Source organism: Bradyrhizobium sp. JYMT SZCCT0428 (assembly GCF_018131075.1).
GTDB lineage: Bacteria > Pseudomonadota > Alphaproteobacteria > Rhizobiales > Xanthobacteraceae > Bradyrhizobium.
This window is the reverse complement of sequence record NZ_JAFCLS010000097.1, coordinates 1-12,605: the sequence shown is the minus strand read 5'-3', so window position 1 is coordinate 12,605 and position 12,605 is coordinate 1. Positions and strand designations below refer to the sequence as shown.

The 12,605-nt window shown below is 59.1% G+C and carries 10 protein-coding genes and 3 pseudogenes; 4 read left to right on the top strand and 9 right to left on the bottom strand.

Annotation, left to right across the window (positions count from 1 at the left end; genetic code table 11):
* Positions 1-350: 350 nt before the first annotated feature.
* Entirely contained in the window at positions 351-2,111 is a 1,761-nt protein-coding gene (locus JQ575_RS42280; protein ID WP_212039062.1) for a radical SAM protein, read from the bottom strand.
* 270 nt (positions 2,112-2,381) lie between these two features.
* On the bottom strand, positions 2,382-3,389 hold the full coding sequence (locus JQ575_RS42275; RefSeq protein ID WP_212039061.1) for an ABC transporter substrate-binding protein: 1,008 nt from the start codon (positions 3,387-3,389) through the stop codon (positions 2,382-2,384).
* 425 nt (positions 3,390-3,814) lie between these two features.
* On the opposite strand from JQ575_RS42275, the pseudogene JQ575_RS42270 reads away from it, so the two are divergent.
* Positions 3,815-4,296, top strand: a pseudogene (locus JQ575_RS42270) (tyrosine-type recombinase/integrase).
* 184 nt (positions 4,297-4,480) lie between these two features.
* Positions 4,481-4,999, top strand: a complete 519-nt coding sequence (locus JQ575_RS42265) for a GNAT family N-acetyltransferase (RefSeq protein WP_212039060.1) — start codon at positions 4,481-4,483, stop codon at positions 4,997-4,999.
* Between the two features lie 172 nt (positions 5,000-5,171).
* Here the strand turns inward: JQ575_RS42265 and JQ575_RS42260 are convergent, their stop codons facing one another.
* The gene (locus JQ575_RS42260; protein ID WP_212039059.1) at positions 5,172-6,155 is read right to left on the bottom strand and encodes an ABC transporter substrate-binding protein; all 984 of its coding nucleotides are present in this window, start codon (positions 6,153-6,155) and stop codon (positions 5,172-5,174) included.
* A 396-nt stretch (positions 6,156-6,551) separates the two neighbouring features.
* Between JQ575_RS42260 and JQ575_RS45960 the strand changes: the two genes are divergently transcribed.
* The gene (locus tag JQ575_RS45960) at positions 6,552-6,674 is read left to right on the top strand and encodes a hypothetical protein (RefSeq protein ID WP_283814210.1); all 123 of its coding nucleotides are present in this window, start codon (positions 6,552-6,554) and stop codon (positions 6,672-6,674) included.
* 158 nt (positions 6,675-6,832) lie between these two features.
* Here JQ575_RS45960 and JQ575_RS42255 read toward each other — a convergent pair whose 3' ends face one another.
* Positions 6,833-7,207, bottom strand: a complete 375-nt coding sequence (locus JQ575_RS42255; RefSeq protein ID WP_212039058.1) for an integration host factor subunit alpha — start codon at positions 7,205-7,207, stop codon at positions 6,833-6,835.
* A gap of 142 nt (positions 7,208-7,349) precedes the next feature.
* Here JQ575_RS42255 and JQ575_RS42250 point away from each other — a divergent pair, with 142 nt between their 5' ends.
* A complete protein-coding gene (locus JQ575_RS42250) occupies positions 7,350-7,547 on the top strand; it encodes a hypothetical protein (protein WP_212039057.1) in 198 nt (65 codons plus the stop codon).
* Positions 7,548-7,766: 219 nt separating this feature from the next.
* Here the strand turns inward: JQ575_RS42250 and JQ575_RS46820 are convergent.
* The 5 genes and pseudogenes from JQ575_RS46820 to JQ575_RS42230 form a co-directional block, all read right to left on the bottom strand.
* Positions 7,767-7,829, bottom strand: a pseudogene (locus JQ575_RS46820) (SEC-C metal-binding domain-containing protein); the annotation flags it as partial.
* A 76-nt stretch (positions 7,830-7,905) separates the two neighbouring features.
* Positions 7,906-11,088 carry an AAA family ATPase gene (locus tag JQ575_RS42240; RefSeq protein ID WP_312016125.1) on the bottom strand — a complete coding sequence of 1,061 codons (3,183 nt, stop codon included), beginning with the start codon at positions 11,086-11,088 and terminating at the stop codon, positions 7,906-7,908.
* A 27-nt stretch (positions 11,089-11,115) separates the two neighbouring features.
* Positions 11,116-11,241, bottom strand: a pseudogene (locus tag JQ575_RS46815) (double zinc ribbon domain-containing protein); the annotation flags it as partial.
* 237 nt (positions 11,242-11,478) lie between these two features.
* Positions 11,479-12,021, bottom strand: coding sequence for a class I SAM-dependent methyltransferase (locus tag JQ575_RS42235; RefSeq protein WP_212039055.1), 543 nt, complete (start codon positions 12,019-12,021; stop codon positions 11,479-11,481).
* Positions 12,018-12,287 (bottom strand): hypothetical protein, encoded by a 270-nt coding sequence (locus JQ575_RS42230; protein ID WP_212039054.1) that lies wholly within the window; start codon positions 12,285-12,287, stop codon positions 12,018-12,020. The genes JQ575_RS42235 and JQ575_RS42230 overlap by 4 nt, the downstream gene beginning before the upstream one ends.
* Positions 12,288-12,605 lie beyond the last annotated feature (318 nt).

Below are 12,605 nucleotides of genomic sequence, written 5' to 3'. Positions count from 1 at the left end.
TGACCCCACCGAGAACATGCCTTGTGCAATGGCTAAGACTAGCACTTCGCGAACGAACGGCGAGTAAGAACTGGCACATAACCGACCGCAGACGCGGTCAAGCTCGACGTCTCAGTTGGGTCATTCGCGTCGGTTTGGCCAGACCACGGCGACTTCCGGTCTACTACGGTGAACGGACATTCTCAGGATAGGCGGGCATGTCTCAAAGGTGCCAGTAGGAGACTCATGCACCGCAGCAAACACCATCGCCAACCGACCATCTCATGAACATGCGTGGGCAATTTTGCGGGAGTTCGATTGGTCGGCGCCTGCTTTGGAAGGTCCGGGAAATGCCGAGGAGGCTATGAACTTTACCGCGCTACGATCTTGGGCTTCTGCGCCTCTTCGATATGCCGCCGCTGATCGAGAAAAGCCTGGCTGGACCTGGTCTTGTACAATTCAAGGTTCTCAACTTCGTTGACTACCGGCATCAGCGCTTGATCCATATATTCGAGCCGCTGCGGATCGTTCTTGACTTTGCGCGCAAGCCGTTCGAGACGGACCGCGAGCGTTGCCCATCGCAGGGCCTTCACGGCGGTCTCCGCAAAGTAGCGCGGATAGAACAACCAGGCCGGTTCGACCGGCAGATGCGGCCGGCGCTCATGCCGACTTTTCAGGCGCAGCGCACCGCCTTCGAGCGGATGGACGTGCTCGATCGGATGGTAACCCTTGAAATAGAGCGCATAGGTCTTGATCTTGCCGACGTTGTTACCGGTCGCCGCCGCACGCCGCATGATGGTTTCGACGTGCTCCCAGCTGAAGTAAGTGTCCCAGGCCAGCTTATAAGCACGTTCCCATTCCGCCTTCGACATGTTCGAATGCGCAACCGTGACGTGGTCTAGATCGTATTTGTTGAGGTCCGGATCCATCGTGACGCCCTTCGCGTACAGCGTCTTGTGGTCCTCCGAGCCGGGCAGCGGCGTGAGAAAGAAAAACTCCAGCATGTCGATCGGCAACTCATCCTGGACGATCTTGATGTCGCGGACGATCGACGCCGGCGTATCGTTCGGGAAGCCGAGGATGTAGCCGCCAACGGTCATAATCTTGGCCTGCTTCCAGGCTAGCATCATTTCGCGGTAGTCGGTGATCTTGTTCTGGCGCTTCTTGGCGCCGAGGAGACTGTCCGGGTTGATATTTTCCAGGCCGATGAAACACCGCCGGACCCCGGCCTTTGCGCACTTCTCGATGAAGTTTGGGAGCTTATGGCAAAGTGTATCGACCTGGATTGTGAAGCTGAGCCCCCACCCCTCCGTTTCGCGAAGTTCGATGATCCGATCGAGCAGCGTCTCCCAATCCTTGTTGCGCGCAAAATTGTCGTCTGTGATGAAGAAGCCGTAGATGCCTTGCGCGACGTTGCCGCGGATCACCGCTTCGATGTCGTCCGCGGTCCGGCGCCGCGACTTGCGGCCCTGCACGTTGATGATGGTGCAGAACGAGCACTGAAACGGGCAGCCGCGCCCGGCGTCGAAGCTGGTGGTGTGGCCGGTGACCCGCTCGATTTGCTGGCGGGGAATGATCGGCAACGGCTGGCCTTCGAGGTGCGGCAGGTCGCCGAGGAAATTATATAGACGCTGCAGTTTTCCAGCGACCGCGTCCTGCAACAGGCCCTCAAGCCGGCCTTCAGCTTCACCGGCGAACACCGACACCCCGAGGTCCATCATCTCCTGAACGCCGGGATCTCGCTCCGGCAACATCGAAAGGGTGCCGGACACATGGAAGCCACCGATCGCGACCTGGATTCCCCGGCTGCGAAACTGTTTTGCGATATCGAGCGAGCGCGGAAACTGGTTGGACTGCACGCCGACCAGCATCACCATGCCGGCATCCGCCGCCTTGATCGAGCGCGTCAGATCCTCGACCCGCACTTTCCAGTTGGTCTCGTCGATCGCTTCGATGTCGATGTCGAAATCAGCGCTGAGAACCTGGCGCTCGCGACATTCCAGCGCGATGCCATAGAGGCAGGCCAGCGAATTCGAAGGCAGCCCGCCGCGCCACCATCGGATGACATAACCGTCATTATCGTAATGCGACGGCTTGATTAGAACAAGCCGGAAACTCTTGTTCGTCTTCATAAGCATAGTGTAACCCGCAATCCCCGAAACGCCAAGTTAGTTTCCGCCGGAACGTATCAATCCAGTGCGCCTCTCCAACCGAAAGACGAACTTGAATAACAAGCGATCATCGATTTTACACTTGGTTGACGGCTGACTAACAAATGTCCGCTGGGGGTCATTCGCTTTATTTTGACGGTCTGCCCATGACTCCCGGTCTGCCACCCGAAGCGGACATCGTCACGACCGGTCGGCATGTCTCAAAGGTGCCAAGAACGGACCTCTGCTTGTTCACTCAATTACCTTATCGGCAATCGCGACGAGCGCAGGAGGTACGGAAAGCCCCAGCTGCTTGGCTGTCTTGAGGTTGAGGGACAACTCGAATTTGGTTACTTGGTAGATCGGGATGTCGTTGGGCTTTGCTCCTCGGAGAATTGCGTCGATAGTGTGGGCGGCGCGCTTATACAGTTCGATCAGGTCGAAGGAATAGGCTATTAAGCCCCCGGCCTCGACAGATTCGGTAAACGAAAAAATCGCCGGAAGCTTCGCGTCGCCGATTAACTTGGCGATCAAAGCGCTGTTTTGAAAGGTCTCAGGCGAAGGGAGGACCATGACCGCATTTGCACCGTCGCGGGAGATACTCTCGATGGCCGCCCGAACGTCTGCTTCGCTGGCACCAATGTCCAGTAAAGACACCGCGAGAGGGAGGCCTGCCGTTTCGGCCGCTGCGCGGATTGCGGGACCTACGATTGGCCCATTCCATTGCAATCGAAGAGCGAGACAGCCAAGTTTCGACATCGTCGGAACCATCTCGCGCAGCAGTGCAATCCGTTTTCCATAAATGGATGAACCGGCGTCGACGGTCACTCCCGTGAAATTGCCGCCCGGGTGAGCCAAACTTTTGGCGAGCCCTTCCTTAACGGGGTCGGCAGTTATCACTACGATCGGAATACGCGATGTTAGCTTTTTGAAGATGACTGCGCCGGGACCAACGACGTAGATGACATCCGGGTTGCTCCGAACGATTTCCGTCGCCAGGGCTTCGGGGCCCGGCGTGTTCTGCTCTCGGCCGTAACTTTCGACCTTGAGGTTTTGTCCCTCGATCTGCCCGAACCGCCGAAGCTCAGCGAATAAGGCTCGCCAATATTTGGTTTTGCTATGCTCATGCAAGTCCGCGCTTGGCTCTGCTGGGCTGAAGATAGCAAGACGCTTGCTACTAGTGCTCTGCTGAGCCGCCGTAGCGAGCGGCCATGCCACCGCCGCACCGCCAAGAAGACTGATGAAATTGCGCCGTCTCATGCAGCCCTCCAGGGAGGCTCAGGACCACGCCAAATCCAAGTCGAAGCATACCACATCGCGGCATGGGAGTCCGGGGTGTTGGAGGCGCAAAGATGTCGAGCGCGGCATTCCGCTATTCTGCGTTGCGCCATGACCGCTAAGGGTCAAACGCTACAGGGCATTTGCCGCGAGACCGGCCCAGAAGTTCGCTTAGGCCCGAAAGCCGACGTGATTCCAATGCCCATTCCCCTGGCTCGTGCTTGCTCCCTCTGTAACCGAGAGGAGTATTATAACCCGCGCAGGATCACGTGAATGCTGTCCCAGCGCCCAAGCGGGTGCCGTGGAATAAGGGAAAGCTGACCGGGGCGAAGCCGCCGCTGCGCCCTAAGCACGTCTGCTCAATCCGGACGAAACTCCAGATCGAGGGCCGCGCTCGCGACTTGGCCATGTTCAATCTGGCAATCGACAGCAAACTTCGTGGCTGTGATGTCGTGGCCATCCGGGTCGAGGATGTCGCCGCAGGCGGCTATACGGCGGACCGCGCAACGGTGCGGCAAAAGAAAACCGGGCGGCCTGTCAGATTTGAATTGAGCGAGCAGACGCGCCAAGCGGTCGATGATTATCTAAAGGTTACCGGCAAACGGCCCGGCGAGTTTTGTTCACCGGCCATCGCGGTACTAACCGAAGTATGACCACCCGCCAATACGCCCGCCTCGTCTCCGAGTGGATCGGCAGCATAGGACTTGATCCGAGGTTGTTCGGGACGCATTCACTGCGACGCACAAAAGCTACCCTGATCTACCGGCGGAAGGGCGATCTATGAGCCGTGCAGCTCTTGCTCGGGCATACCAAGATCGAAAGCACGGTCCGGTATCTCGGCATCGAGGTCGATGACGCTCTGGCAATAGCGGAACAGGTTGATGTCTGAAATACCCGGGCAGAGCAGACATGCTCTGCCCACCCTCTATAACCGCCGCTTTGTGCCAAAAACGGACCTCAAGAATACTGAAATCGAAGTGCCGATCGCACCCCTTTGCGTCGTTGCCACACGTGCTCCGTTATCATAGAGGTCTTGCTGATAGTGAAAGCCTGATGCAACGATGTGAGTAGGCATGATCAGGAAGGCTGAAAAACGAGACGCGTCTAGTTTGGCTGCGTTGAGCATAGAAGTCTGGTTGAACACGTACGTCCGAGATGGAGTTAGTCCATTATTCGCGGACTATGTACTTTCAGAATTCACAGCGCAGAAGTTTCGAAACTCTATCGGCGATCCCAAACTGGCAATCTGGGTATCAGAAAACCGGATGGGAATTGATGGTTTCGTGACAGTTTGTTCGACGGCCACGTCCTCACTCGCCAATTGTTCACCGCTGGAAATCACGACCCTGTATGTTCAACCCAGGCACCAGTCAAACGGAAGAGGCGTCGCGCTGTTGCATCGTGCCTTGGATCACTGCAGGGGGCATGGGGGCGAAAGCGCTTGGCTAAAGGTCAATGCCGAAAATAGCCGAGCAATCGACTTCTATCTTCGGCATGGCTTCAATAAGATCGGCTCTACGCATTTTGTGATCGCTGATCAGGCTTACGAAAACTATGTTATGGAAACAGACCTTCGGCATCCAGTTGCCTGACCTGCGACGATGGTGAAGCTGCTCCTGAGCATCGCAGCATCAAGAACGTCCGCTTCGGGTCAATCGCGTCACTTTGACAGCGCGCCGCGAACTTCTGCTCTTTCCCGGTCAGCGGACATCGCCGACCGGGTGCGTCAGGTCCGAAAAGTGCCAATAGCGGAAATGAAGCAGCCTATTCGATCACCTGATCAGCGCGGGCGAGCAGCGTCGCGTGGATTTCGATGCCGAGAGCCTTAGCGGTCTTAAGGTTGATGAATAGTTCAAGTCCCGTCGGCTGCTCCACGGGCAGATCGCCGGCGTTCGCTCCGTCCAATATTCTCTTCACATAGTATCCTGTGCGGCGAAGAATTTTCCGTAGAGACGCACTATAGCTCATCAGACAGCCGGCTTCAACGAACACTAGATTGTTCGAAAACGTCGGAAGCCGATGCGCTATCGCGAGTGCAGCGATGCGATTGCCCAGATCACTTGTTCTGGGATCTGATATAATTTGAATTGCGTCCGGGCGGCGGATTGCGAGCGTGGCGAACGCGGCCTCAAGTTCGTCGGGCGACGTCAACGCAAAGGGAAATACCGTAATCCCGAAAGGCTCGGCCTTCGCCCGCAGGACGTCCACCATCACTGGGTTGGTCGGATTTCGGGGGTTGAATAGGACGGCTAACACGCTCGCCGTTGGGACGATCTCACGCACAAACTCTAATAGCTTAGGCGTGACATCTTCGTTTAAACTAGCTGTGCCGGTTGTGTGATTGCCCGGATGAGCAAGGCTTGCAATCAGACCAGCCCCTACCGGGTCGTTCATATTTGTCATGATAACAGACACGGGCGGATCGAGGCGTTGCGCCGCACGGACGCCGGCGGGAGTGTTCGTTATGATTATTCGTACATTTTTCTGAGCTAACTCGCGCGCAAGCTCTGGAAAGCGCTCATCGTCGCCACCCGTGAAGCGCGGTTGTTCGAAGACATAGTCGCGGCCTTCGACTAATCCGTTTTCGAGGAAACCTTGGGCGATTGCACTGCCCTGAGCATCTTTGGGAGGCGGAGGCGCCTGGCTACCGAGGAATCCAATCACTATTGGCGCCTTCTGGGCAAGCGCCATGAGCGGGCTCATCGTCGCCGCGCCGCAGAGAAGCACGATGAAATCACGCCGCATCATTGCCAGTCTCTGCTCCCGATGCGCTCAACCAGAGTGTAAGCGCTCTTGCGGCGCAGGTCCAAGCGGTCGAATGTCTCATATGGGTCAATCCCGTCACTTTGACAGCGCGCCGCGAACTTCTGCTCTTCCCCGATCAGCAGACATGCCAGGATTTAGGGCAAGACGATCATGTTCTCGGTCCGGCCGACTCACCGCGCGGTGACCGTAATCTACCTCGCTCGATATGCGGCCGTCCGAAGGGTAGCGCGGCCCCAATACCGGTACGGCATAGGTCATGTTGCCGCGCGATCAAAACGCACGCGACGAAACGTAGCATTGTATTCTTGTGCGTGAAGGCACGTCCTTTCGACAGAGTGTATTTTATCGCTGGTGGGCGCGCTCGATAGAGGCCAGCGCATGCTTGAGCTTTGGAACAACTGGTACGACACCCTGGCCTCGGTGGAGGCGCTTGCCACCGTCATCGTCATTGTCCTGGTGGCTGCCGGCGCTATTACGCTGGCGGAAAGTCGGCGGCGATAAACGCGTCCGACAAAAGATTGAGTTGGGGGCGGCGTCGGCAAACCGGTCATTTGACCAGCCTAGGAAGGAGGTTGCTCAGCAAATCAACGCGCGGCACTTCCGCTCAGGTCCAAAAACGGACCTCAAATTGCCCATGCTCAACGTCCGCCGCTAGGACGTCAAGAGCGGACATCGGCTGAGCGCGGCCGCAGCAGCGCTGAAGAGCCAAGCTCCGCGATCGTAGTTGCCTTTGTTCCAGACGGTTTGCCGTTGATCTGCTGTTTCAGGATCGCCGACGGTTTGAATACCACGACCCTACGGGGCGAAATTGTCGCCTCAGTTCCAGTCTTTGGATTGCGGCCGACGCGCTGTTTCTTCTTGCGCACGATGAACGAGCCGAACGACGAGAGCTTAACGGTTTCGCCCTTCGCCAAAGTGTCGGTGATCTCGTTGAGCACCAATTCAACCATGGCCAAAGACTCGGATCGTGACAGTCCTGCGGCCTGGTAGACAGCTTCGTAGAGATCGATGCGCGAGACGTTCTTTCCTGTCATGGGTCCCACCCGCATATGATTTCAACCCTTGTATCACGACCGGCTCGCGAAGTCTGTCGTCTAGACAATGCAAAGCGCGCTGCGACCTGTCGGTCGATAAACCAACGCCTGAGGTTAGAATGCAGGTGAGGACGATTCCGGAATGTCCCGGCAAAAGGGCGAGGGCATCCCGGTCCAGCTCATCGTGTATCCCAACGCTTACCATGGGTTTGACCTTCCGTTTTTTCAGGTGCCGGTCACGTATTTCGGGCACCATCACGAGTACAACAATGATGTCACGGTTCAGGCCAGCCAGGCTCTCCGGGAGTTTCTCAAGGCAGTGGCTCAGAGCAAGAGGTAGATAGAGGTCGCTGTGCTAGTCGATATTGCACCAGTCCTGACGTCCGCTTTGGTCAATCGCATCCCTTTGACAGCGCGCCGCGAACTTCCGTTCTTCCACGATCAGCGGACATCGCCAGTCAGATGCGTCAGCTCCGAAAAGTGCCAACAGCAGACGCATTCTCGCGCCCAAATCGTCGCAGGTTCGGGATCGAGACCGCTTGCAGTGGACAGGTGTGCGTTACCGGATTCTGGAAGTGTGGGGCCTTTTACGACGAGAGCCGCACCAGCAAAGGTCCGTTCTGAGACCGTAACGCCGCTGGAACTACTGCTATTTCGCGTTTTCATACTTCGTGAACGCGGCGGTTGAACTGGCTCGTTCAATGCAACAAATCGAGCAGCGCCTTCGCCTCGCGAAGATCAGGCATGTCGAAGCCATCGGTGAACCAGCCGTAGACCGGCGCGAGGAGATCGCGGGCTTCGCGGCGCTGGCCGCGGTCGCGCCAGAGCCGGGCGAGGCTGATGGCGCTTCGAAGTTCGAATGAGCGCGCGTTCTGCTGGCGTGCGACGTCAACTGCCCTCCGGAGGCACTCTTCCGCTTGGGGCCATTCTGCGGACGCGCTGAACAGCTCGGCGCGCAGATGATGAACCCTAGCCTCACACCATCTCGCCCCGATTTGGGTGCCGTGCGTCAGCGCCGTTTTTAATAGCTCCAAGGCCTCCTCGCGGCGCCCGCAGACGCTGCAGGTCTCGGCGAGCAGAAATCTCCCTTGCTGGAGGAAGGCGCCGGCCCCGCTTCGCTCCCATGCCGCCACTCCCCTGCGAACGAGTTCCAGGCCCACCTCAACCTCGCCGACGCGGACCAGCGCCCATCCGCGGAACAGCATGCCCGCGGCTTTCGGTAGCGCAAGCTGGTGCTTCTCGCAGAGCGCCAACAGCTCTGTGCTTGTCGTGAGTGCTGCCGCCACATCCGCGCGCAGGACATTGTACGTGCATACGAACCAGAGTGCATGGGCGAGAGTGGGCGCATGTTCCAATCGCCGCGCGAGCTGCATCGAGCTGTCGGCGTGCTGCGCTGCTCGTTCCGGATGACCCAGCACCCACGCGATGATCGCACCGAGCGCATGAGCACATACCGCTGGATCGTGTCCGATGTAATGGAAGGCATGATGTCGATGCTGCCGCTCGTCATACAGCGAGAGCCCCTGCTCGACGTGCTTGTAGGCGTCGGCAAAGTCGCCGCACAGCATCGGTGTCGGCCAGGCGGCATGGTGTGCCTGAAGCAAAAGATTGGGATCGTTCAACGTATGCGCGACCCGGAACAGCTCCCGAATCGACTCGCGCGCCTTCGCGAACTCGCCGCGGGTGTTGTGAAACAGCCATAGACCAAGAAGAGGGGCGACCAAATCGGCCGAGCTGTCCATTGCGCGTGCGAGTTGGAGCGCTCGGTCGTAGACTCTTTCTACCTCCGGTGCGGTCCATCCCTGCGTGCTCATCATCGCCGGTCCTAGTTGCACGAGGATTTTGAGTTCCGTGGTCGCGCGATCGGAAGCGCCAGGTTCGACGTCAAGCAACGTGAGTGCCCGGCGAAAATGTCGGATCGCTTCCGTATTGGCGGCGCGCCGCACGGCACGCTCGCCCGCCGCTGTCCAGTACACGATGGCGCTTTTGTGAAGACCGGCCTCGCTGTAATGATGCGCCAGCAACTCGGGTTGGCCTTGCACAACGTCCGGATCGTTCTGCTCCAATCTCTGCGCGATGCTCTGGTGGAGTTGACGGTGCTGCTTACGTAGGAGGGTGCAGTAGGCGGCGTCTTGCACCAGCGCGTGCTTGAAGAGGTAGGTCGCCTCTGGCAGCGTGCCGCGTTGAAAGAGCAGCCCGGCGCCGACCAGCCGACTCAACCCATTCCGGACCTCCATCTCAGGGCGCGGCGCGGCGACTGCCGCGAGCAGCTCGTAAGAGAACTCCCGTCCGATGGCGGCACCGATCTGCGCCAGTTCCTTTGCCGCCGGGCCGAGCCGGTCGAGCCGGGCCATGAGCGAGGCGTGCAGCGTCGCCGGCACAGCGTGCGCAGCGGCGGGAATTCCCGATAGGACGAGTTCGGCACCGGATTCGCGCTCGTTGGCCTCGACCACTGCCTTGGTGAGCTCCTCCACGAATAGCGGCACGCCGTCCGTCCGCTCGACGATCTCGTCCACCTCTTCGGCAGACAACGCGGCGTTATTGCCTGCGATCCGCTGCGCCAGCGCTGCACTCTCGCCGTGATCAAGCCGGTTGAGCGTCAGCGTGGTCACGTGTGCCTGGCCGGTCCAGGGGGGCGAGAATTCGGGGCGGAAGGTAATGAGCAGCAGCGCGGACAAGCGCTGCACCCGCCCGATGACAAGGTCGAGCTGCTCCCGCGACGTGGGATCGACCCAATGGACATCCTCGAAGATCATCAACACCGGCCGTTGCCGCGTCAGCATCGCGAGCTGCCGCAACAGCGCTTCGAACGTCTGTTCCTTCTTGCGCTGGGGCGTGAGGTTTGGGGCTGGATAACGGTCGGTGGCGGCGGCCGGGATCGACAGCAGCTCGGCGAGAAGTGCCATGTCCTCATTCGATGGCTGCGTCGTAGCGAGCAATGCCTCCAGCTTGGTGAGCTTGATCTCGGGCGTATCTTCCCGCGCTAAGCCGGCGGCGCGTTCCAGCTGCGCGATGGTTGGGTGGAGTGCGCTGTCCTGGTGGTGCGGCGAGCAGAAATAGCGCAATCGAGTGTGGGGCTCGCCCGCGAGCCGCTGCTGGAGCGCAGCGGTCATGCGCGACTTGCCGATGCCCGGCTCGCCGGAAAGCAGTACAACCTGACCCTCGCCGCTCTTGGCTCGCTGCCAGCGCCGGAGCAAAAGTTCGATCTCCTCCTCGCGCCCAACCAGCGGCGTCTCGCCGCCCGAGGGGTGCAGCGCCTCGAAGCGATTCTCGACCGCGCTTTCACCGAAGACACGCCAGGCCGGCACTGGTTCCGCAAAGCCCTTGACCTCGACTGCGCCGAGGTTCTCGTACTGGAAGAGCCCGCCGGTGAGGCGGTGCGTAGCATGGGCGATCACCACCGTGTTCGGCTCGGCGAGAGCTTGCAGCCGGGCGGCGAGATTTGGCGTCTCGCCGACCACCGCCTGTTCCTGGGCGGCGCCAACCCCGATAAGGTCGCCGACCACCACCAGCCCGGTCGCGATGCCGATACGGACCCGCAGCGCCTCCTCCGGGACTAGGAGGTGCCCGACGGCCTCCACGACGGCAAGACCGGCCCGAACGGCCCGCTCAGCGTCGTCTTCGTGTGCCGCGGGATAGCCGAAGTACACAAGTACCCCGTCGCCCATGTACTTGGCGACGAAGCCATCAAAGCGGCGAACGGTCTCGGCCACGCAATGATGATACGCGCCGATCACGTCGCGTAGGTCCTCGGGATCGAGCCGCGAGGCGAGCGCCGTCGAGCCGACGAGATCGCAAAACATCACCGTGAGCTGCCGCCGCTCGGCGTACGTAGTCGATTGCGGTGGAGCAGGCTGGTCCGGTCGTGCCAGCGTTAACACAGGGCCGAACTCCGCACCGCAATCGCCGCAAAACTTTGAGCCCTGCGGGTTGAGACAACCGCAACTCGGACAACGAGAGGGCAGCAGCGCCCCGCATTCTGTGCAGAACCGCCTCTCCTCGGGAACGTTCACCAGGCAGCTCGGGCATTTCATGCCGCACCATGCACCATGGAAAGATGATCAGGGTATCACAAGAGCCGGTGCTGCAACTATCGGCTTGAATGAAACGCGTGCCCCCGTCACTTTGACGACGTCACTGTCGCTGTCACTGTCACTGTTACTGTCGTTTATCCCCTGATAGCGAACCAGAACAGACTGGTGCGACTCCGAGAAGTGCCAAGAAAGATATTGGTGCGCGAGTTCCGCGTGTCACGCTTTCCGAACGAGCAACTAAACTGGTGCAATGCGGCCATTAGATATATTCTGGATCATGTTTTGCACCTTGTCCGGTGTGTTCCGACCCATCAAGATATGAAGGCCAAGCGGGGGTGGGTCACCCGCTGCCGCAGTTTTGGCGCGTAGTTGATCAAAGAACGCAAGCGCGAAGTCTCGCCGGTTACGTTCGGCAACGACCGAAAAGCCGGCCGCTTGCAGCGCCTCACGATATTGAGCAGCCTTCGCGATCGCACTTGACGTTGCCGTTGTTGCCCACGGAACAGGATACGTAAGCTCACCATCGCCAACCCTCATGACGTCATAGATCCCGAAAAGTGCGTTTGATCGCAGAACACGGCTAACCTCCGAAAAAGGTTTTGCTTTGTCGTCGATATTCATACCGACGTGCAACATGTATGCGCGGTCGAAAGCGCGATCAGCAAACGGCATTGAAAGCGCACTGCCTTGATGCAGTGAAATACTGCTGTCCAGCCTGACCCACCTGCACAGGACCTTTGCGGTTTCCACATATTCGGGCGTCAGATCAATTCCAGTCACCCGACAACCATACCGGCTGGCGACAAGGCGCGCTGCTCCCCAAGGCCACACCCTACGTCGAGTACATGCATTCCCCGAGAGAGGTCGAGTTGAGCGAGAAAATCTTCGGATGCCTGACGCCCCCCGATATGGAACTCATCAACAGGGGCAAGATCGTCGACCGTTACGGAAATGATCGCTTTGCCAAGGGACTCGATCCCACTGCGGATTGCAGCAGCCAAGTCGCCATGCGTGTAGTGATTGGATACATCCTCCTGAGTTGGCATTGTCCGCCTCCTAAAAAAATAAATGTAGTTTGCCGAGCCTACCAATCGAACAAACCACCGCCAATGTCCGCTCCGGGTCATTCGCGTCGGTGCGACCGGAGCGACCGGACCACGGCGACTTCCGGTCTACCCCGGTGAACGGACATCGTCAGAGCCGGTCGGCAGGTCCGTTTCGTGCCGATTGTGTTGAAAAACTCGGTGTTGAAGCCGACCGTGATCGCTGATTCATTCCGTCCCGTCTGGGCGGGAGATCGAATCGATGATGGGTCCGCGGCAGGTTGATCAGGCCCCGCTGTTTTACGAGTTCTCACTTGAGCG